This window comes from Caballeronia sp. SEWSISQ10-4 2 (genome assembly GCF_030464885.1).
GTDB lineage: Bacteria > Pseudomonadota > Gammaproteobacteria > Burkholderiales > Burkholderiaceae > Caballeronia.
Genome location: NZ_JALPRJ010000011.1, coordinates 1 through 20,259, shown reverse-complemented (window position 1 = coordinate 20,259; position 20,259 = coordinate 1). Strand labels below are relative to the sequence as shown.

Below are 20,259 nucleotides of genomic sequence, written 5' to 3'. Positions count from 1 at the left end.
CTGTAGCCACTACAGAGTCAAGCAATGAGCGCCACTTACTCGATTGGTACGTTGAGCCACCTGTCCGGCGTGAATATCGAAACAATCCGTTATTACGAACGGGTGGAACTGTTGCCCGCGCCGGTGCGCGGCAATAATGGGTATAGGCGCTACGATGCCGCCGCCGTGCAGCGACTGGCGTTCGTGCGCCGAGGCCGCGAACTCGGCTTCACCGTGGACGAAATTCGAAGACTGCTGGAACTGGCCAACCATCCCGAGCACCCCTGTGCCGGCGCGGACGAGATGGTGGTTGAACATCTGGCGGATATTGAAGGCAAGATTCGTGACCTTCGACGAATGCGTAAAGCCCTCCGCGAACTCGCGCTCTGTCATAGTCAGACGGCGGCGCACTGCCGACTAATACAAGCACTAGGATCACGGGGCAGTGATTGACACCAAATCGGGCCGAAGTGGGACGCTTACGAATGGCCGCTGCGACATGAACTACAGCCATTCCCGGTGGTCGTGCAAACGGCTCTTGATGACCGGACCCGGGCCGATGCCAAACTTCCGAAGTCGACCCTAGGCGACGATCACCCGCGATCACTGACGGTATGAAACGCAAACACAATTGGTCACATCAGAGCAGCTTCTTTTCAAACCGGCGGTGGGCGTATGGCTCAGCGTTGAACGCATCGACTTCAACGTATCCGGATCGCCGATCGCCGTTAGAGCGCGTTCACCTCGATCAGAGGATCGTCGCTGAGCCCTGGCGCGGCGCGCAACGTCGTATTTCTGCACCGCTGCCGGCTGAGAGCAGGATCAGTTGAACAAAACTAGACCTGATGATCGAGTCCCACGATACCGTCAATGTGCCGTGTCGCCGTCGCGAACCCCACGCCGGCGTGCTGATGCAGCGTTTGTTTCAACCCAGTGAGGCCCGACGAGGCAAGGGCAAACGGATGCGGCGTCATCCGCGAAATCAACCGCCGCAGCGAACCACGCTCACGATGCAGGCACATCTGTCTCGTTGGACGCGTCAGCATTGTGATCGGACAGGATAGCGACGCGCTCCCGTTCAAGAGATCTCCGTCGTTCGAACCGAAAGGCAGCGTGGCAGGGATATCGCGGTTCGTGCAGGTCAGGTCGATGCCAATCTTTCGGCTGCCCCGTAATGTCGGGCTGCCGTCGATGCCGACCAGCGACAGCAAGGTTTCACTCGCTGACCGGTCCGTCGTGAACTGGCCACTCCCGCTTGTCAGCCAGTACGGGTCGAAATGGCGATGCGATCTACCGTGACGCAGCGCGTGGTAGGGCGGCATGTCGGTCTCTGTCGTGCCCGCAGCACCCTGCTCCGTTACGTACACGCGATCGATCGAATAGACTTCTGCCGTCGATGCTTGCAACGATTGCGGCACCACCGGATATGCTGAATAGTTTCAAGGTCGATGTCGTCAGCTTTTCCAGCGCGCGTGCGGCCTGCGAGTCCGCCGGGATATTACGAACGACCAGATGAAGTGTGAGTTCCTGGGAAGGACCGGCTGCTCGCGCGAGCGCGGCAAGGTCGACGTCCACAAAATTGAACTTGTCCGGAAAAGCGAAATAGTCGAGCAGCAGACGAAACCCAGGAGGTGATCCGTCAGCATCGCCAATAAGAGCCTCGCTATCTGCAAAGCCTGCCGCATGCACCGGAATTCCCGACAGCGCTTTCCAGGTGCCTCGACTATCGGCTTCAACGAAAGCCGAGGCCGCGTGCATCAGCAAAGTGTCCGTAAGCGCTCCAACCAGCGGGAGCTGCCCATGGAGGTGGAGTCGCGTCGTGCCCGTTGTTCGTGACCCCGGCGTGCCGGATTCTGTTGCAGATGCGAACGTGATCGATATCAGGCCCGTCGCGTCGGAGGGCAGTCGTGCCATAGGGGGCGTGACCTCAAGGACGAGAGCAAGAAGTCAATGTTCGAAAGGACGTTGGCAAAGCTAGGGCCATTGCAAAGTGGAGAGATTTACGCGTTTGAGCCCGCCTTAGTTTCCGGCGGTCGCATGACGGTGGATCACCTCAAGAAAATCAATGCCGATATACATTTGACGATTCTGCGTCAACTTTCGCCTCCGCGTATTCCTTTCGGCATACCTAAGAGTTGAACTCGTTGGCGGAAAGCCCCGATGCTGTCTGAGTGGCTGTGGGTAGCTATTGTTCTCCGTGTAGCCCCTCCTTCAGGAGGCCATATTTTCACCAGTGCTCGCGGAGATAGACCCAACAAATCTGAGCATAGTCCCGTGGCTCGCTACGGTACACCGTAGCGAGCCACAGTCAAGAGCAACCAAGCATAGATCAATCAAAGCAAATCGAAGGATCGCTTTCTGGCAATTAAGGGTAAGCGCTCACAGCACCTGCGGGTTTCGGCTCTTCGAGTTGGCCGGTTGGTCGCGGCGGCGAGCAACCCCAAGCGTCAAACGGCACTGGTGGCGACATCGAATCAATTGATGCCATACACAACAACCGCCCCGTCGTAGGTTGGCAAATACAACATGCCGTTCGCGACGACCGGAACACCAAACTTGTTGAACGTGAATTGATGATTCCAGTCTTGTGAATCCCATAGCTTCACCATCTGGCCATTCGCAAACCGTGTGGCGGCATACGCGATGAGGCGGCCCGCTGACAGCTTGCGATTGGCGTCCCCATAGGGCACACATGCCCAAAGAATCGCGGTGCTATCCTGAGCCCCGTTGCTGCTTACAGTCAGCATGCCACCCGGCATTCCACCGGCTGTTTTCGGGTCGGCTTGCGGAGAAGCGACCTCTACGGTTCGTGCAAGAAACACGCAAGCGTCCCGCTTCAATTGCCACGCCCTCCCATTCTCGTTCTCGCCCCAGTTGAAGAGCATCGGCCCGAACTCAGTACTGTCAAAGCGAATGGGCGCGCCGTGCTGATGGTGCGTGTGCGCATCATGAAGTACGTTGAGGGTCTCTATCCGGTCCGGTGCGGGATCAAGTTCAGGGGGGAAATAGGTGAGGAAAATCGGGGGAAACGCCAGTTTCCCATAGTTGGCTTGGTTAGCGACCGGCTGTAGATCGTTGGGCCTGGTCTTACCCATTTGCGTCGCTTTCATCGCATACAAAACGCCATCTTTCCCCGCGCAAAGAAGCAAGCCGAAGGGCGCGGCCTGAACGACACCGCCGGAACCGAGATCCATGTCAGACCAGTCGTCTGATGGCTGATTGGATTGCAACTGGTTTTGTTGAAAGAGATGCGAGACTTTTCTGAAACTGCTGGCGTCAGGCAGTGCGTGCGCTTCCGGCTGACCGCCAGTACGCAGAGCGTCGGTCCACGGCGTCCACCAGTCGATGATGCTGAACTGCGCGGCGTGACCATTGAGTGCGGGCGTGTAACGCAGGCGAATGACGCTTTCTCCAAAGTCGGTTATGCCGTCGAATGCGCCATTGCCAGTCGCGAACACGAGATCGCCATCTTGCATCACAGTGGGGCCGGTGCCGGCCATCCAAATCCCGGCGCCGCTCTTGCGAGCGGTTGTACACCAGCTCGCCGATATTTTCCACGACGCCAGATCGACCGCCACAATCCACCCCCGCGCCGTGCCTGACGTTTCGCGCACGGTGCCAAACGGTATCATCAAGGCTCCGTTCGAGACCCCTAATGCCGCGCGCTGCTTTCGCTCCGCAGCGTCGAACTTGATATCGGCCAAGCCGTGACCTGGCGAAAAAATTGCACCTTCAAGCGAAATCTTCGGGTGCCGGTCGAGGCCGTTGGCAACGTTGATCGCGAACACGAAATGTTGCGCATGATCAGGTTTCCCATCGGCGCTGATCCATGCGCATCCGTACATCACGCCGTCGTGTATGACCGGAGTCGATACGATGCCCCAATGGTCGTTGACCATGTGTGTGTCGATTGCCGGATTGCTGCGTATAGGTTCGCCAATCTGGCGTTTCCAGACGAGGGTACCTCCCCGGGTCTCGAAAGCGTAGACCCAGTTGCCCATGGTCGCGAGCAGCACGAGGTCGTGCACTTGGCCGTCCGGAAGTTTCACCCCTGGCGCGATAAGCGGCGATGCGTCGCACCCGCGTTTGTCATCGGGCGTTTCTAGTCGGAACAAGCGCTTGATTCCACGCGTCCCGACCGCTTGGGCCGTGAGCACCGACTCCTGAATGTTGGCGCCGGAGCGGCTGAAATTGTATGCACGTGTGCTAACCGCAACATTCATTGCATCTCTCCGGTCATGCGATCAGAAGGCCAATCAACGAAGCTCCGCACAAACTTAGCGCAACCAGTGAGCGCTTACGCGGATGCGCCAGCCGCAATATTTGTTCTGCGCAGAGATAGCCAACACCGGCCATCGCAAAGCTCGCTGCACCAGCCGTAAATGCATCGGCGGAGCTACCGGGCGAAAGCAGGTTGTCGACGCTCATTAGCGCAAGCAGCATCAGCACGCGGAGGGCTCTGCGCCACAGCATGCCGAGCAGTCCGCAGGTGAAGACGGAGACGAAGAAAATAATGCCAATCTCGCTGCCGTAGGCCGCCAATAAGGTTGCCAACGCGTCGAACGTTCCGCATAGCGTCGCAAAGGCAAGCACGGAGCCGCGCGTTCTCTCCACAGAACGATAGGCCATCCCCACCAACAGGCTGTCGATGCTGCATTGGAAGCAGAGAGTCGCGCTGATCATGTGGCCTCCGGCCATATAGGTGTTCGCTCACATACGTGTTCTGTTGGCGGGTACGAAGTGTCATGCACGCCTTCGTCAGGCCTATGTAGGCTCGATTTATTCAGCCACCGGGCTGCTTCGTAATTGTGAGACCTGCGTAGCGAAGCAGCTTGTCCATTGATGCACGGCCGTCGCCCCAGATCGGATGCCAGTCCGCTGGCGCGCTGTTGACAACTGAGTCTGGATCCGACTGAAGCAGACCGTAAAAGACCTCGCCGACGATTCGTCCCCCAACCGCGCCGAGCTGGGTGCCGCCACAAATTCCGGCCGTCTGCCCGTCCTTTGGATCGAAGCCGAGAAATTCTTCCTCGGTAAGCATGGCTTTGTCGCTTCCTCTGCTCTCCCACAGTCTCATCAAGGGTGCCTGCGCTTCGGCCAGTACATAGAACCAGAGGGGCGTGTCGCCATCGAAGTAGTTGCCGACCGTATCGAGATCCGCAAACCGGACGAACTCAAATCCCTTGACCTTATCTTTACTCACCGCCTTTCGCACACCGATCTCATGCGGTTCGAGCTTAACGGCACCAATTTCGTCAGCGACTTTTTCACCACTCGGCAGACGATAAACGCGGCCCCGGAGGAGGTTGAGCAACGCGAGCGATGGACCCCGAGCCTTACGCACTTCTACCGGTATTTCATGGTTGTCCGCTACACTCGGCGGCAGGTCCGCGAGCGGATCCACGAGCGTCGTATCAATCTTGTACGCATATTGCATGCGTACTTTTCCTTCGCCACCGTCCCCTTTCGACACATTGGTCATATCATCGTTATGAACTCGTCGCGTACCCGGCAACAAGGCGTCGCCCGTTGGGAAGAAACGGCCCCAATCATCTATGACATGTTCGGGCGGCAAGGGATCGAAGCCGACCAGGCTCATTGCCGGCATGTTGGCACTATGACCTGATATGAATATCGGCAACGCCGTTCCATTATTCTTTCCGGGCACGCCGTTTAACCGATAGCCCGTGCGTACACCCGAGTGCCCATACCGGTAGGCGGCTGCGACGAACTCGCGAGGCAGGTTGGTACGAAGCTCATTTTTATAAAGCTTGTACCCGTCGTCATTCCCCAGTTTGTTATTCCCTACATCGGCCTTCAACGCCGCGAGCACCTCAGCATTGATGATGCGCGGCAGAAAATCCTCGGTAAGTATCCTTTGGTATGCCCACCTGACTTGTTGCTGCGCAGCCTCGAACAATGAGAGGCCTGATGGCAACGGCTTGTCTTTCAACTCCCTGGCCACCTTATTGTGAAACAAGATGAACGCATGCTGGATCTGATTGACGATCGAGTTCTCGTCATTGCGCTTATCGCCAATGATCGCTCGGCCGTTGCTCGAGCGCAAAAGATCGTAATCGGGAGGGACGCCGTTCGGTGGATAGGGTGACTTGTCTCCAAGCAACAGCGTCGCGCCATCCGCCGCGTACATATATGGCCGGTCGCCTGGTCCGGTTCCGTAAAGGCAATCGAGGTCGAACCGCGGCGTGCGAAGATTGGTCGGCGCTCGATCCGGATTTTGACTCGCATCCTCGGGGTTGAGCGTCGACGTGACATCGAGAGTCAGGTCGTGATCCACGAACTGCCCAAAATACGTGTAGCCAGCAGGCACAAACAAGTTTTCCTCGGCATCTGGTCCATCGTCGACCGTATCACCGGAACGCAGCGCCATCTGGGTCGCAATGGCAGCTAGTTTGGCGGGGTCGTAATCCGTCCCCTCCTCTTTGATCAGACGCGTGAAGGTCTTCGGGTCGCGCCTTCCGATCTCGCCGTGCCCTTCATTCAATTCGTTATCCATATTAATGTCTCCTTTAATTGATTCTAAACAGGATCGGTACTCGCGGCGCACTCGATATGCGGGCGATTACTGATGGTCATGTGGCACGTCTTGCTTGTATGGCGCGACCGGCATTAGGAAAATGAGGGAAGCTCGCACATATATTTTGGTGCCGAGCGCACGAAGTTGCTGCAATGGCAGCTGATGTACGGATTCGACGAAGCGCGGCAGGTACGCAATGTTTTTGGCGTTTAACCCGTTACCACGCGAATGCACATGAACACCTGGAACAGCAGGTCGTTATGGCGTAATGCGCAACAATGAGGGTGCGCTGCTAGATGTCGCGCTCTCATTTGGCAGCGCAATCGTTTGCTCTTCTGTGTGGCAGCACACACAACGATAAAACTAGTTGTTTCGGGCGGAGTTAAGTAGTTGCCTGAAGCTTCCGATCAGCTTGCGGAACATACAGCCATTTTCCAAACACCGGATGTGGCCGCAAAGCAGACATTTCTTCGATGACAGCGGCGTGGCGCTCTTACGATGTGCACGCCAGCAAGCCGTTCCGCGGGTCGTCGCGATCGGCTACAACCAAACACAAGTATGCATTCGCTGAAATTGGAGCCGGACGGTCGCCGTTGCTGCGCGGCGAACGTCCGGTCAGCGATAGTTAGCGGACAGGCCAACGCTGATGGGCGAGTGGCGGCTCCGGCCGAAAAACTGCCGATCCAAGCAAGTATTCGCGACCAACTTGTCGCTTGCCCATTGCGATCCCAGAGGGCGAGCGGCGGTACGGGCCACAGTTCGCAACTTTATTGTCACGAACCACTCACCAAGCTAGTCGTGACAGCCCTCACTCCACCGTCACACTCTTCGCCAAATTCCTGGGCTTATCCACATCCGTCCCTCTCGCACAAGCCGTGTGATAAGCCAGCAACTGCAGCGGCACGACATGAAGAATCGGTGACAGCAAGCCATAATGCTCAGGCATCCGAATCACGTGAATTCCGTCCTCACTAACGATCCGCGTATCGGCATCGGCGAAAACGTATAGCTCGCCGCCGCGCGCCCTCACCTCTTGCATATTCGACTTCAGCTTCTCCAGCAGCGTGTCATTAGGCGCCACCGTCACCACCGGCATAGCCTCAGTCACCAACGCCAACGGCCCATGCTTCAACTCCCCGGCCGGATAAGCCTCCGCGTGAATATACGAAATCTCCTTGAGCTTCAAAGCGCCTTCCAGCGCGATCGGATAATGCAGCCCACGTCCGAGAAACAGCGCATTCTCCTTGCGTGAAAACTCTTCGGACCACGCGATAATCTGCGGCTCCAGCGCCAGCACGCTGTTCAGCGCCGCCGGCAAATGCCGCAACTGCGTCAGGTAATCGGTTTCCTGCTTTTCGGTCACATGCCCGCGCAGCGTCCCAAGCGTCACGGCCAGCACGAACATCCCAACCAACTGCGTCGTAAATGCCTTAGTCGAAGCCACACCAATCTCAGTCCCCGCATGCGTCAGAAACGCGAGCTTCGTCAACCGGACCATCGCACTGGAAGCCATATTGCAAACTGCCAGCGTATGTTTATGCCCCAGCGCCTGCGCATGCTTCAACGCGGCCAGCGTGTCCGCGGTCTCGCCCGACTGCGAAATCACCACGACCAAAGCCCGTGGATTCGGCACCGATTCGCGATACCGGTACTCACTCGCAATCTCCACCTGCGTCGGAATCTTCGCAACCGATTCAAGCCAGTACTTCGCGGTCATGCCCGCATACGAACTCGTGCCGCAAGCAAGAATGAGCACGCTGTCGATATCGGCGAAAGCTTCAGCCGCGTCCGCCCCGAACAACTCGGCGGTGAAACGATCGGTTTGAGGAATCGTGTCGGTGATGGCGCGCGGCTGCTCGAAGATTTCCTTCTGCATGAAATGCCGATACGGCCCAAGCTCAACCGCGCCGCCATACGCCGCGACCACACGCACTTCGCGCTCGGCGGGCAAACCATCGCGATCGACAATCTTCACGCCGTCCAGCGTGATCTCGACCACATCGCCCTCATCGAGGAACGCAAAACGATCGGTGCTGCCGGCGAGCGCGAGCGCATCGGAGGCGAGGAAATTCTCGCCATCGCCCACGCCCACCACCAGCGGCGACCCCTGCCGCGCGCCGACCACGGTATGCGGCTGATCCTTGTGGATCACAGCAATGGCATAAGCGCCATGCAGCTCCTTCACGGCTTCGCGCACGGTCTGGAACAGGTCGCCGCGATACATGCTGTGGATCAAATGCGCGATGACCTCGGTATCGGTCTGCGAGACAAACTCGTAGCCCTTCCCGCGCAACATGGTCCGCAACGTCTCATAGTTCTCGATGATGCCGTTATGCACCAGCGCCAGTTCGTTACGCGAAAAAATAGGATGCGCGTTGTCCGTGACAGGCGCGCCGTGGGTCGCCCAGCGCGTGTGTGCGATGCCGGTTGCGCCTTCCAGCTGGGTATCGCGGACCTGATCGGCGAGATCGGCCACGCGCGCGACGCTGCGCGCGCGCTTCGGTTCGCCATCGGCAATCACGGCCACGCCGCAAGAATCGTAGCCGCGATATTCAAGCCGCCGCAGACCTTCGACCAGCACCGATACGATGTTACGTTGCGCAACCGCGCCGACAATTCCGCACATGGCGTCGTCCTTTTCAAATTATTTTGAAGCACTCGAATCGGGCCGCGCTCGCCGCCAGGGCGCGCGTTCAAGCACACGAGCCGTCTTTATTGTTCAGGCTTTCTTTTTTGTCGGCCGTACGTAACCGCTCTTACTGACCTGAGTTTTTTCGTTGAGCACGAGCTGGTCTTCCGCGACATCCTTCCAAACCGTCGTCCCGGCAGCAATAGACGCGCCACGCCCCACGCGCACCGGCGCGACGAGTTGCGTATCGGAGCCGACGAACACGTCGTCTTCGATCACCGTGCGGAATTTGTTCGCACCGTCGTAATTACACGTGATCGTGCCCGCGCCGATATTCACTCGCGCCCCAATATCCGAGTCGCCGATATAGCTCAAATGATTCGCCTTCGATCCCCGCCCGAACACCGCGTTCTTCACTTCGACGAAGTTGCCCACATGCGCTTCGTCGCCGAGCACAGCGCCCGGCCGCAAGCGCGCATACGGTCCGAGCACGACATTCGCGCCGGTCTTGCCACCGTCGATATGCGTGAACGCATCAATCCGCGTGCCCGCGCCAATCGATGCATCGCGGATCACACAGTTCGGGCCAACGGTCACGTTATCCGCCAGCGTCACGTCACCTTCGAAGACGCAATTCACGTCGATGGACACATCGCGCCCGCAGGTCAGCGTGCCGCGCACATCGATGCGAGCAGGGTCCAGCAGCGTCACCCCAGCAACCAGCAAAGCCTCCGCGACATTGCCTTGATAAATCCGTTCGAGTTCGGCGAGTTGCTGCTTGCTGTTCACGCCGAGCGTTTCCCACTCTTCGTCCGGTTGCGACGTGACGACTTCGATACCGGCTTCGAGCGCACGCTCGACGACATCGGTGAGATAAAACTCACCCTGCACGTTGTCGTTTTTCAGCGATGCCAGCCATTCGCCAAGCTGCGCTGTCGGTGTAATGACAATGCCGGTATTGATCTCGGCAATTTTCAGTTGATCGGCATTGGCGTCTTTCTGCTCGACAATGCGCTGCACCGCGCCCGTCGGATCCCGCACGATGCGGCCATACCCGGTCGGATCGTCCAGCGTGACCGTCAGGACGCCGTAGCGGCCACCAGAAGCGGCATCAGCGAGGCGTTGCAGTGTGCTGACGCGGGTAAGCGGCACATCGCCGTAAAGAATGAGCGTAGGCACGGAAGGGTCGAGCAGCGCCAGCGCCTGCTGAACCGCGTGGCCAGTGCCTAGCTGCTGCTCCTGCACGGCGAACTGGACATCGGGTGCGCCGACCGCTTTTTGAACCTGTTCCGCGCCATGTCCGATCACGACGACAAGCCGCGTGGGCTTGAGCGCGCGTGCAACGTCGAGCACATGGGAGAGGAGCGGCCGGCCAGCCAGGGGATGTAGGACTTTCGGCAAGGCGGAACGCATGCGCTTGCCCATGCCTGCCGCCAAAATAACAATGTTCATGGCGTCAGCTTCGTTGAAGTGTTTGGAGACGCCAATATAGCACGCGCGGGTGGTGGGAAAAACCCGGCGCGGCCTTGCTGAGCAACGATCCTGCGGGGATTAGCCAAGTTTTTTCCGCCGTGCGCCAGCGCCAAATCAAGCGTGGAAACGCTGGTAACCAGGCGGCGTCTGTCTTGACGGACCGTGATGCAAGCCCTCAAATATCGTCGAACTGAACGATCGAAATGGTCTGCGACGCCATTTCCGTCGAACACGGATCTTCGTCGAACGCGATATCCCCGGCCGGGTCCGCCTCACCCGTCGCGCGCAATCCGGCAAACGGAAACAGCCCGTGATCCATCAAATGCGACGGCACCACGTGCCCGAGCGCATTGAACATGTTCTCCACGCGGCCCGGGAAGCGCTTATCCCAATCGCGGATCAGCGCCTTCATTTCCGCGCGCTTCAGGTTCGGCTGGCTGCCGCACAAATTGCACGGAATAATCGGAAACTCACGCAACTCGGCAAACCGCTCCAAATCCGTTTCCTTCACATAAGCGAGCGGCCGGATCACGATATTCTTGCCATCGTCGGATTGCAGTTTCGGGGGCATGCCCTTCAGCTTGCCGCCGTAAAACATGTTCAGCAGCAGCGTTTGCAGAATGTCGTCGCGATGATGGCCAAGTGCGATTTTCGTCGCGCCGAGCTCACCGGCCACGCGATACAAGATCCCGCGCCGCAGCCTCGAACACAGCGAGCACGTCGTCTTGCCCTCCGGCACCAGCCGCTTGACGATGCTGTACGTATCCTGATTCTCGATATGAAACGGGATATCAAGTTTGCTCAAATACTCGGGCAGCACATGCTCCGGAAATCCCGGTTGCTTCTGATCGAGATTCACGGCCACGATGTCGAAATTGATCGGCGCGCGTTCGCGCAAACGCATCAGGAGTTCGAGCATCGCGTACGAGTCCTTGCCGCCGGACAGGCAAACCATGACCTTGTCGCCTTCCTCGATCATGTTGTAATCCGTGACCGCCTCGCCAACCTGGCGCGCAAGCCGCTTGAACAGCTTGTTGTTGTCGTAGGCCTGCTTCTGCTCGCGGCGCGTCATTGGCTCGCGCGTTTTCGGGGCTGCCTCCAGCACAACCGGCGCTTCCGTTAGCGAACTCATGCTGCCACCTCTTTGATGCGAAAGACTTCGACGCCCACGGCATCGCAGTCGGGATAAACGTCGGGCTTTTCCGTCGATACCACCACCGCCCGCACATTCGGATGCTCGAGCAGCGCGGCGGCGACGTCGTCGCAGAGTGTTTCCTGCAAGTGGATATGCCCTTTACCCACGCGCGCGGCGATGGTCGCGCGCATGAAATCGTAGTCGACGACTTCGCGCAACTTGTCCTCAACCGGCGTCGATAAAGCCAGCGGCACGAACAACTCCACGTTGATCACCACACGCTGCTCGCCCTGTTTTTCGAAATCGTGCACACCAATGTTGATGCGCACTTCGTAATTGCGCAGAAAAAGCCGGCGGCAATCGGCGAGCCGGGGATGCGAAAGTGCGGCGAGCATGGTGATGTCCTGGTGATTCTGATTAACTTACTAAGAGCGGTCGCCTGGAGCGCGGCCCGCAGTCAAAAACATGATGTCGCGCGGCGACGGCACGAGATGTTGCCCGCCATCGACCACCAGCGTCGTGCCCGTCACGCCCGGCGCGTCCGCCAGATAACAAGCGGCAGCGGCGACATCTTCCACACGCGAAGCCCGGCCCAGCGGCGTTACCCGATGCGCGGCCTCGAATTCCGCGAGCGTCATGTCGGCGGATGGCAGCGTGAGGCCCGGCGCGAGCCCCACCACGCGCAACTTCGGCGCGAGCGCCTGAGCCAGCGCAACCGTGGCGTTTTCCAGCGCCGCTTTGGTGAGCGTGTACGACAGGTAATCGGGATTCATGTTGTACAGCTTCTGGTCGAGCACGTTGATGACGCAGCCGCGCAGGGTTTCATCGTCGTCGGCGGCGTCCGGCGTGGCGTCGTACAGTGCACGCGCCAATGCCAGCGGCGCGCCGACGTTGATCGCCATCATCTCCAGCAGGCGCGGGTAGCTGAAGTCCCGCGCGGTGTCCTCGACAAAACTCGACGCGTTGTTCACCACGCAATGCAGACCACCCAATGCGTCGATACACGCCGGCACCAGCTTCGCGACGTCGCTTTCCACGCCGAGATCCGCGTGCAGCGCGACAGCGCGGCGGCCGAGAGCGCGGATCGACTGGACGACTTCCTGGGCCGCCCCTTCGGAGCCGCCGAAATGCACAGCGACGTCCCAGCCGCGCGCGGCAAAACCGAGCGCCAGCCCGCGGCCAATGCGTTTTGCCGCGCCGGTGACCAGCACCACGCGGGTTTTCGGCGCGGAAGAATCTGGAGAAGTGGACAGAGAAACGCTCATTTACAATGCCGGAATGAATCCAAAAGCTCACGAATCCGACAGTTTACCTGCTCCCGGCCCCGACGCGCTCGCGCAATCCGAGGCGCTGACAGAACGCATTCGTGCGGAAATCGCGTCGGCGGGCGGCTGGCTGCCGTTCAGCCGGTATATGGAACTCGCGCTTTACGCGCCCGGCCTCGGTTATTACAGCGGCGGCGCAATGAAATTCGGCAAACGCGGCGACGACGGCAGCGACTTCGTCACCGCGCCGGAAATGTCGCCGCTGTTCTCGACCACGCTCGCGCGGCCGGTCGCGCAGGCGTTGCGGGAAAGCGGCACGTGCGATTTGATGGAGTTCGGCGCGGGCACGGGGAAGCTCGCCGCCGGTTTGCTGAACGCTTTAAAAGCGCTAGACGTCCCCTTCGATAGCTACGCAATAGTGGATCTGTCGGGCGAATTACAGGAGCGCCAGCGCGCGACGATTGAGGCCGAGGCGCCCGAACTCGCGTCGAAGGTGAAATGGCTTAGCGCGTTGCCCGAGCATTTCGAAGGCGTCGTGATCGGCAACGAAGTGCTCGATGCCATGCCCGTGCGGCTGGTCGTGCGTAAACTCGGCGCGTGGCATGAGCGCGGCGTGTCGTGGATCACCGACCGTTTTGCCTTCGTTGACAAACCGCTATTAGCCGCGCTGGACGACCCTTTGCTGGCCGAGATAGACGAGACGATCGATGAAGTCAACGACGAGCCGTTCATCGAATATGTGAGCGAAACGCATGAAGCGGCACTGGCGTTCACGCGCACAATCTGCACGATGCTCACGCGCGGCGCGGCGTTTTTCATCGATTACGGGTTTCCGCGGCGCGAGTTCTATCACGCTCAACGCGCGCAAGGCACGCTGATGTGTCACTACCGGCACCGCGCGCACGGCGATCCGTTTTTGTATCCCGGGCTGCAGGACATCACGGCGCACGTGGAGTTTTCGGGGATCGCGGAAGCGGGCACGGAAGCGGGCGCGGATCTGCTCGGATTTACATCGCAGGCGCGTTTTCTGATGAACGCCGGCATCACAGATGCACTCTCCGATCTCGATCCTTCAGACGTGCGACGCTTCCTGCCCGCGGCAAATGCCGTTCAGAAGTTGTTATCGGAGGCAGAAATGGGCGAGTTGTTCAAGGTGATCGCGTTTTCGCGCGGTATCGACGACACGCTTGCGGCGTTCTCGTCCGGCGACCGCTCACATACCTTATGAAATCATGATCCGCTGGGTACTCACCACGTTCATCGCGTTGTCGATTCTCTCGGCGTGTTTGCCGTGGATGAAAAAACTCGGCGTTGGCAGGCTGCCCGGGGACTTCACGCTGCGGATGTTCGGACGCGAGTATCCGTTCCCGTTCATGTCGACTATCTTGCTTTCGATTGTGTTGTCTTTGCTCGCGCGAATGCTTTAATTCAAAGCACCGCTTCCACCGCCGCCACGCGCGCCGCGTGAACCGCGTCCTTGATCTTCCCCGGCTGGTGCGCATACTGCTGCGCGACGGCGCCGGCATCGACTGAACGGGCAGCCACCAGCGCTTCGCGCAAACGCTCGGCTTGAGGGTACGGTTGCTGGCTCATCCCGAGCCGGCCACGGGCATCGGAGACACAGGCTTGTATTGCTTCTGCAAAGCGCGCGGGCTTGCGCAACGCGTCGCAGCGTTCCAGCAAGCGCACCAGCGCAGCCGCCCCAAACTCCATCACGCGATGAATATTGCCGTGCTCCCGCGCCACCAGCATCGCTAAATCGCGACATTCGTTCGGCACGCGCAACCGCTCGCACAACGGCTTCAGCAGATCGACGCTACGCCCTTCATGGCCGATGTGGCGCGGCAAAATATCCTCGGACGTGGTCGCCTTGCCGAGATCGTGCGTCAGCGCGGCGAAGCGCACCGGCAACGCAAAGCCATGCGCGGCGGCGTAATCCAGCACCATCATCACGTGCACGCCGGTATCGACTTCCGGGTGATAGTCGGCGCGTTGCGGCACGCCCCACAGCGAATCCACCTCCGGCAGAATCCGCACGAGCGCGCCGCATTCGCGCAGCACGTCGAACATCCGCGAAGGCGTTTTTTCCATCAACCCGCGCGACACTTCCTGCCACACGCGCTCGGGCACAAGCGCATCGACTTCGCCGTCCGCGACCATGCGCTTCATCAGCGCGAGCGTCTCGTCGGCGATAGTGAAATCCGCGAACCGCGCCGCAAACCGAGCGACCCGCAGAATCCGCACCGGATCTTCGATGAACGCCTCGCCCACATGCCGGAACACACGCGCTTCGAGATCGGCGCGGCCATTGAACGGGTCGATCACGGGACCGGTCAGTTCGCCGTCTGGACGCACTTCGCGGGCCATCGCGTTGACGGTCAGATCGCGGCGCGCAAGATCCTCTTCCAGCGTCACGTCGGGTGCGTAGAAAAACTGAAAACCGTGATATCCCGCCGATGTCTTCCGCTCGGTCCGCGCAAGCGCGTATTCCTCGTGCGTTTGCGGATGCAAAAACACGGGGAAATCCTTGCCGACCGGTTTAAAGCCTTGCGCTGTCATCTGCTCGGGTGTCGCGCCGACCACGACGTAATCGCGGTCCTGAACCGGCAGGCCGAGCATTTCATCGCGGATGGCACCGCCCACGGCATAGATGTTCATCGTTCTTTCCGTGCGCCTTCTATCCACTCGGCCACCACCGGGAACGCCGTGACGCTTGCGCAATAAGCCCGCGCCGTTTCGCTCAGCTTCGGCGAGTAGGAATTGAAGCGCATGACGACTGGCGCGAACATCGCATCGGCGATACCGAATTCATTGCCGAACAAGAACGGGCCACCGTGCGCGGTCAGGCAATTGCGCCAGATCAGATCGATCCGCTTCACGTTCGCCAGCGCGCCCGCCGTCAGCTCCTGGCCGAACGCTTGACGCTGGATATTCATCGACATTTGCTCGCGCAGATCGGCGAAACCGGCGTGCATTTCCGCGCTGATGCTACGGGCGTGCGACCGCGCGGCGGCGTCACGCGGCCACATGGCGTGCTGCGGGAATAGTTCGGCCAACGTCTCCATGATCGCAAGCGATTCCCACACGGCATCGCCGGCATCGGTCACGAGGCACGGCACTTTCCCCGAGGGCGAATGCGCGAGGATATTCGCCGTGGAATCCGGCTGCGCGAGGCGGATCATGATTTCCTCGAAAGGAATGCCAAAGTGCTTGAGCACGAGCCACGGCCGCATGGACCACGACGATACATTCTTGTCACCAATAACGAGTTTCATCGCGAATATTCAAGGTTGAATAGCTAGCAAAAAATCAACGCCCGGCGGAGGCGCGAAACGTATTGAAGCGCGAACGCGTAGACGATCCCGTGAGATACATCGGCGCGATAGCTTCGATGCTCGCCGGTTCGATGCCGAGTTCCGGGGCCATCGGACCGCTTGCCACCGCGGGCGTTTTCATGGAATCGAGATTATCGCGCGACATCATGGGTTCGCCGGGAGCGAGTTCCAGCGACATTGCCTGAAGACGGCCAAGACTGTCGGGCAAACGGATAATCCGCGCGTGTTTGCCGATCGCCGCGCCGCTGAATCGCACCAGTTCTTCGAGCGTGTACACCGTCGGCCCGGCAAGCTCATACACACGACCGCTGGCCGCATCGAGATCAAGCACGTTAGCAAACGCCTTGGCAACATCCCCGACAAAAATCGGCTGCATCTTCGCTTGCGAACACGCGAGCGGAATCACCGGGAAGATCCGTTCGAGGAACGCAAACTGGTTCAGGAAGTTGTCCTCGGGGCCGAACACCACGGACGGACGAAAGATGGTCGTCGCCAGATTCGATTCGCGCACGGCCTTTTCGCCGTCGCCTTTCGAGCGCAAATACATGCTCGGCCCGTTCGAATCCGCGCCGATCGCGCTCATATGAATCAGACGGCGTACGCCCTTCGCCTGGCACGCGGCCACGATCTTGTTCGGCAACTCGACGTGCGCCTTGGCGAATTGCGGACCGTAAGGAACACCGCGCTTGCCTTGAAGGATACCGACCAGATTGATCACGGCATCGGCTTGGGAGACGAAGGCGGCGAGTTGGGCGGGATCGTAGACGTTGGCTTCGATCACATCCACGGGCAGCAGTGTCAAATGCGCCGCGTTCTCGCGGCGCCGCGTGGCGATCCGCACGTTCTTGCCGAGCTCGACAAGCGCATTCACCAGATGACTGCCGATAAACCCCGATCCGCCGATCAACGCAATGGTTTGATGTCGCATGTTCGCCTTTATAAGTGGCGGCGCGCGAAAGCGTCAGGGCGGCGGTGCCGCGCGTGGCTTCCGGCTAACCGTGTCGACCGGAAAAGCGAAACGCGCGGCGAGTCTCGTTGCAGAACGCTTACGGCGCGATGTAACCGAGCCGCGCTTTCAGCGATTGCGGACGGCCTTCGAACAGCGCCGCGTAATACACGGTGTTCGAGAGCACGTTCTTGACGTAATCGCGGGTTTCGGTGAATGGAATGGTTTCAGCAAAAATCGCGCCCTCTACCGGCGCGCCGAGCGTGGACCGCCACTGCGTGGGGCGTCCCGGACCGGCGTTGTAACCGGCGGTTGCCAGCACGGCGGAATCGTCGAACTGGTTGTAGACCATCGCCAGATAATTCGTGCCGAGCAGGATATTCGTATCGAGGTCGTTCATCTGCTCACGCGATATAGGTCCGATGCCGATCTTCTTCGCCACGAGTTGCGCGGTGCCGGGCATCAGTTGCATCAGGCCGCCCGCGCCCACTTCCGACTTCGCGTTGATGATGAAACGCGATTCCTGGCGAATCAGGCCGTATGCCCATTCGATATCAAGTCCCGTGTTCTTCGACTCACGCTCGACCACATCGCGATACGGCGCCAGATACCGCAACGAAAAATCGTGCTCAGTCTTGGTTTTATCGGCGGTGTTCACTGCGCGATCGAACAATTCGATCCGCTTTGCGTACAGCGCGGCGGCGATCAATTGCCGATCCGTCATGGTGCGCAACGGCCAGTTCCATTCGCGGTTGCCTTCGAGCCGCAGGTTCATGGCGTAGAACTTTTGCGACAGCGCGAAACCCGGGACCGCTTGAGCCTGGGCAATTTCGGCGTCGGTGACGGCCGTGCGCGGCGGCACCGTGATCTTCTGCCCGATTTCTTCAGACGCCAACTGACCGTAAAAGTTGAACTGATCCGCAATGCTCGTGAATTCCTGAGCGGCCGTGGCGGTATCGCCGGCTTGCTTCAGTGCGCGTGCGTGCCAGTAGACCCATGCGGGCTGATTGCGCAGATTGGGCGGCATTTGTTCGACCGACCAGCGCACCATGGTCCAGTCGCCGGCAAGCAACGCGCTGCGCGTGCGCCACTCGTAGGCGGGATTCGACAGCGTTGCATTCACCGAGAGCCGATACCAGTCGACTGCGCCCGGCATGCGCTTCACTGCTGCCTGATAAGCAATCGTGCCCCAGCCGATAGCCCGCTCCGATGGCGTCAGCGCCGGCGCAACCGAACTGAACGATGCTGCGGCCATGGCCGGATCGTTGCGCGCCATGCGCGTGATGGCGACGAGCGCCAGTTGATGCGACGACGAGTCGCGACCGACGCCGCGTGCGAGATACAGCGGCGGTGTGTTGGCGGCGGTGTCGAAGGCAGTTTGATCCGGGCGCACCTGGCCGAGCGCGTCCGCGATCTTGCTGCCGGTGTTCGTGTAGTTCTGCTCGTAGGCGAGACGGATCTGCTGCCAGACATCGTCCGATGTGAATTGCTGCGCGACTGCCAGTGCGTTGATCAGGTCGACGCAACCATCGCCGTACCATTTTGGATCGACGAGCAATGCGCGTGCGGCGTCCGCCACGTTTTCTCCGCGCGACGCACGCGCTTCGAGCGCGTAGCATTTCACCTGCGTGTCGTCGTTCAGCACGAAGCGCGAGTATTGATCGAGGAAATTGCGCCAGTCGTGACGCGCGCCAAGCACGGTCAGATAGTCGTTGCGCATCCGGTCGGCGATAGCCTGGCCGTCGTAGCGCTGCAGGAATGCGAGGACCGGTTCATCGGGTGCGTCTAATCGCGCATGGCCCGGTGAATCGAAGAGTTGCGGCTTGATAGTGAAGTATTCGATATAACCCGGCGCCGGATAATTCGGAATTTGCGCGGCGAGTTGCATGGCGCGGCCAGCGTCGTTATTGCGCGCGGCTTCACGCAACTGAATGAAGATGCGGTCCTCAGGCGAGAGCGAATAATCGGCTGACGGACGCACGGCGGAAGCGGTACTGCATCCGATCAGTGTGATCGCAGCAAGCGCGGTTGCGGCTGCGAGATATACTCGTTTGAGACGTTTTGACATCGTTATTTCTGGAGCGCGAAGTGATGCAAAGCATAGCACGCAACCCTCTGCTGGAAACCAAAAGCGCACTGCGTGCAAACCTGCTCGCAACCCGCGAAGCACAAGGCGTTCGGGCCGATCAGGAAGCACGTGGTGAAGCTCTGGCGCGGCGTCTGATGCAGGAGGTCGCGCGATATCCCAAAGCGTCATGTATCGGCTTTTATTGGCCGGTTGCCGGAGAGTTCGATGCGCGTGATGCGCTGGCTGTCTGGCTGGCGCTGGATGCATCGCGAGGAGCGGCGTTGCCGGTGGTGATTGCGCCTCGGGCGCCGCTGGTTTTTCATGCGTGGCAGCCGAGCGTGGCGATGAAGAAAGGCCGCTATGGCATTTCTGTGCCAGAAGAAGAGCGTGTGGTTGTGCCCGATTTGCTGCTGATCCCGTGTGTGGGTTTCGATGCCGATCGGTATCGGCTGGGATATGGCGGCGGGTATTACGACCGCACGTTGGCCGATTGGCCGGGGGGAAGGCCGCCGGCTACGATCGGGGTGGCTTATGAATCCGCGAAATGCGATGCCCTGCCGAGGGGGAAATTTGATTTGCCGCTCGGGGCGATTGTGACTGAATCAGCAGTGTATTAGTCCAGTGGGTTGGTCGTTCGCACTTTGGGGGTTTGGGTTTTGGCCGCGCTGGTGGTCTGGGTTGATGCCGAACGTGGTGGTTTCGGGGTTAGCGGTCAGAGTGGGTGCCGGGGTGGTGCTTTCGGCCTTAGTGGTCTGCGTGAGTTAGCTGATTTCTTTGTCACTATTAGCCACTGTGCGTGGTGGCACGTCATTTCTTTTTCCAACAACGGCGAAAATGAAACGAAGCAAAGAAAGCGCTTTCCAACCAAGGGCGAGTTAGTGTCCCTAGCGT

Annotated in this window: 17 protein-coding genes and 2 pseudogenes; 6 read left to right on the top strand and 13 right to left on the bottom strand. The window is 59.6% G+C overall.

Going from position 1 to position 20,259, the window contains the following annotated elements; genetic code table 11:
• The first annotated feature begins 24 nt into the window (after positions 1-24).
• Positions 25-432: a helix-turn-helix domain-containing protein gene (locus M0D69_RS09620; RefSeq protein ID WP_301781797.1), complete on the top strand. Its 408-nt coding sequence runs from the start codon at positions 25-27 to the stop codon at positions 430-432.
• A gap of 383 nt (positions 433-815) precedes the next feature.
• On the opposite strand, the pseudogene M0D69_RS09615 reads toward M0D69_RS09620, so the two are convergent.
• A pseudogene (locus tag M0D69_RS09615) lies at positions 816-1,893 on the bottom strand (type VI secretion system baseplate subunit TssF).
• Positions 1,894-1,911: 18 nt separating this feature from the next.
• Between M0D69_RS09615 and M0D69_RS09610 the strand changes: the two are divergent.
• Positions 1,912-2,118 (top strand): annotated as a pseudogene (locus M0D69_RS09610) (T6SS immunity protein Tdi1 domain-containing protein); the annotation flags it as partial.
• Positions 2,119-2,453: 335 nt separating this feature from the next.
• Here M0D69_RS09610 and M0D69_RS09605 read toward each other — a convergent pair.
• From M0D69_RS09605 to M0D69_RS09570, 8 genes are all read right to left on the bottom strand, one after another.
• On the bottom strand, positions 2,454-4,202 hold the full coding sequence (locus M0D69_RS09605) for a hypothetical protein (RefSeq protein WP_301781796.1): 1,749 nt from the start codon (positions 4,200-4,202) through the stop codon (positions 2,454-2,456).
• Positions 4,203-4,215: 13 nt separating this feature from the next.
• Positions 4,216-4,662, bottom strand: a complete 447-nt coding sequence (locus tag M0D69_RS09600) for a hypothetical protein (RefSeq protein ID WP_301781795.1) — start codon at positions 4,660-4,662, stop codon at positions 4,216-4,218.
• A 100-nt stretch (positions 4,663-4,762) separates the two neighbouring features.
• Positions 4,763-6,496 carry a peroxidase family protein gene (locus M0D69_RS09595; protein WP_301781794.1) on the bottom strand — a complete coding sequence of 578 codons (1,734 nt, stop codon included), beginning with the start codon at positions 6,494-6,496 and terminating at the stop codon, positions 4,763-4,765.
• An 829-nt stretch (positions 6,497-7,325) separates the two neighbouring features.
• The gene (gene glmS / locus M0D69_RS09590) at positions 7,326-9,143 is read right to left on the bottom strand and encodes a glutamine--fructose-6-phosphate transaminase (isomerizing) (RefSeq protein WP_301781793.1); all 1,818 of its coding nucleotides are present in this window, start codon (positions 9,141-9,143) and stop codon (positions 7,326-7,328) included.
• Positions 9,144-9,236: 93 nt separating this feature from the next.
• Positions 9,237-10,598, bottom strand: coding sequence for a bifunctional UDP-N-acetylglucosamine diphosphorylase/glucosamine-1-phosphate N-acetyltransferase GlmU (gene glmU, locus M0D69_RS09585; protein WP_301781792.1), 1,362 nt, complete (start codon positions 10,596-10,598; stop codon positions 9,237-9,239).
• A 196-nt stretch (positions 10,599-10,794) separates the two neighbouring features.
• On the bottom strand, positions 10,795-11,751 hold the full coding sequence (ttcA, locus tag M0D69_RS09580; protein WP_301781791.1) for a tRNA 2-thiocytidine(32) synthetase TtcA: 957 nt from the start codon (positions 11,749-11,751) through the stop codon (positions 10,795-10,797).
• Positions 11,748-12,149 carry a dihydroneopterin aldolase gene (locus M0D69_RS09575; protein WP_301781790.1) on the bottom strand — a complete coding sequence of 134 codons (402 nt, stop codon included), beginning with the start codon at positions 12,147-12,149 and terminating at the stop codon, positions 11,748-11,750. Before M0D69_RS09575 ends, ttcA begins: the two co-directional genes overlap by 4 nt.
• A 30-nt stretch (positions 12,150-12,179) precedes the next feature.
• A complete protein-coding gene (locus M0D69_RS09570; RefSeq protein WP_301781789.1) occupies positions 12,180-13,019 on the bottom strand; it encodes an SDR family oxidoreductase in 840 nt (279 codons plus the stop codon).
• A gap of 13 nt (positions 13,020-13,032) precedes the next feature.
• Here M0D69_RS09570 and M0D69_RS09565 point away from each other — a divergent pair, with 13 nt between their 5' ends.
• Complete coding sequence (locus M0D69_RS09565; protein ID WP_301781788.1) at positions 13,033-14,247, top strand: class I SAM-dependent methyltransferase; 1,215 nt, start codon at positions 13,033-13,035, stop codon at positions 14,245-14,247.
• A gap of 4 nt (positions 14,248-14,251) precedes the next feature.
• A complete protein-coding gene (locus tag M0D69_RS09560; protein ID WP_301781787.1) occupies positions 14,252-14,446 on the top strand; it encodes a DUF2905 domain-containing protein in 195 nt (64 codons plus the stop codon).
• A gap of 1 nt (position 14,447) precedes the next feature.
• On the opposite strand, the gene M0D69_RS09555 is transcribed toward M0D69_RS09560, so the two are convergent.
• The 4 genes from M0D69_RS09555 to M0D69_RS09540 form a co-directional block, all read right to left on the bottom strand.
• A complete protein-coding gene (locus tag M0D69_RS09555; RefSeq protein WP_301781786.1) occupies positions 14,448-15,677 on the bottom strand; it encodes a multifunctional CCA addition/repair protein in 1,230 nt (409 codons plus the stop codon).
• Positions 15,674-16,294: a glutathione S-transferase family protein gene (locus M0D69_RS09550; protein WP_301781785.1), complete on the bottom strand. Its 621-nt coding sequence runs from the start codon at positions 16,292-16,294 to the stop codon at positions 15,674-15,676. Before M0D69_RS09550 ends, M0D69_RS09555 begins: the two co-directional genes overlap by 4 nt.
• A gap of 34 nt (positions 16,295-16,328) precedes the next feature.
• Positions 16,329-17,282, bottom strand: a complete 954-nt coding sequence (locus tag M0D69_RS09545) for a complex I NDUFA9 subunit family protein (protein ID WP_301781784.1) — start codon at positions 17,280-17,282, stop codon at positions 16,329-16,331.
• Between the two features lie 118 nt (positions 17,283-17,400).
• A complete protein-coding gene (locus M0D69_RS09540; RefSeq protein WP_301781783.1) occupies positions 17,401-19,368 on the bottom strand; it encodes a lytic transglycosylase domain-containing protein in 1,968 nt (655 codons plus the stop codon).
• Between the two features lie 23 nt (positions 19,369-19,391).
• On the opposite strand from M0D69_RS09540, the gene M0D69_RS09535 reads away from it, so the two are divergent.
• Positions 19,392-19,985 (top strand): 5-formyltetrahydrofolate cyclo-ligase, encoded by a 594-nt coding sequence (locus M0D69_RS09535; RefSeq protein ID WP_301781782.1) that lies wholly within the window; start codon positions 19,392-19,394, stop codon positions 19,983-19,985.
• Between the two features lie 39 nt (positions 19,986-20,024).
• Positions 20,025-20,259 (top strand): hypothetical protein (locus M0D69_RS09530; RefSeq protein WP_301781781.1); only part of this gene is annotated, 235 nt, incomplete at its 3' end.

Excerpts from the sequence above, each read along its gene's own strand:
- M0D69_RS09550 (WP_301781785.1), bottom strand. The coding sequence starts at position 16,294 with ATGAAACTCGTTATTGGTGACAAGAATGTATCGTCGTGGTCCATGCGG.
- M0D69_RS09620 (WP_301781797.1), top strand. The coding sequence starts at position 25 with ATGAGCGCCACTTACTCGATTGGTACGTTGAGCCACCTGTCCGGCGTG.
- M0D69_RS09555 (WP_301781786.1), bottom strand. The coding sequence starts at position 15,677 with ATGAACATCTATGCCGTGGGCGGTGCCATCCGCGATGAAATGCTCGGC.
- M0D69_RS09570 (WP_301781789.1), bottom strand. The coding sequence starts at position 13,019 with ATGAGCGTTTCTCTGTCCACTTCTCCAGATTCTTCCGCGCCGAAAACC.
- glmU (WP_301781792.1), bottom strand. The coding sequence starts at position 10,598 with ATGAACATTGTTATTTTGGCGGCAGGCATGGGCAAGCGCATGCGTTCC.
- M0D69_RS09535 (WP_301781782.1), top strand. The coding sequence starts at position 19,392 with ATGCAAAGCATAGCACGCAACCCTCTGCTGGAAACCAAAAGCGCACTG.
- M0D69_RS09600 (WP_301781795.1), bottom strand. The coding sequence starts at position 4,662 with ATGATCAGCGCGACTCTCTGCTTCCAATGCAGCATCGACAGCCTGTTG.
- M0D69_RS09575 (WP_301781790.1), bottom strand. The coding sequence starts at position 12,149 with ATGCTCGCCGCACTTTCGCATCCCCGGCTCGCCGATTGCCGCCGGCTT.
- M0D69_RS09540 (WP_301781783.1), bottom strand. The coding sequence starts at position 19,368 with ATGTCAAAACGTCTCAAACGAGTATATCTCGCAGCCGCAACCGCGCTT.
- M0D69_RS09565 (WP_301781788.1), top strand. The coding sequence starts at position 13,033 with ATGAATCCAAAAGCTCACGAATCCGACAGTTTACCTGCTCCCGGCCCC.
- M0D69_RS09560 (WP_301781787.1), top strand. The coding sequence starts at position 14,252 with ATGATCCGCTGGGTACTCACCACGTTCATCGCGTTGTCGATTCTCTCG.
- M0D69_RS09545 (WP_301781784.1), bottom strand. The coding sequence starts at position 17,282 with ATGCGACATCAAACCATTGCGTTGATCGGCGGATCGGGGTTTATCGGC.
- M0D69_RS09595 (WP_301781794.1), bottom strand. The coding sequence starts at position 6,496 with ATGGATAACGAATTGAATGAAGGGCACGGCGAGATCGGAAGGCGCGAC.
- M0D69_RS09605 (WP_301781796.1), bottom strand. The coding sequence starts at position 4,202 with ATGAATGTTGCGGTTAGCACACGTGCATACAATTTCAGCCGCTCCGGC.
- glmS (WP_301781793.1), bottom strand. The coding sequence starts at position 9,143 with ATGTGCGGAATTGTCGGCGCGGTTGCGCAACGTAACATCGTATCGGTG.
- ttcA (WP_301781791.1), bottom strand. The coding sequence starts at position 11,751 with ATGAGTTCGCTAACGGAAGCGCCGGTTGTGCTGGAGGCAGCCCCGAAA.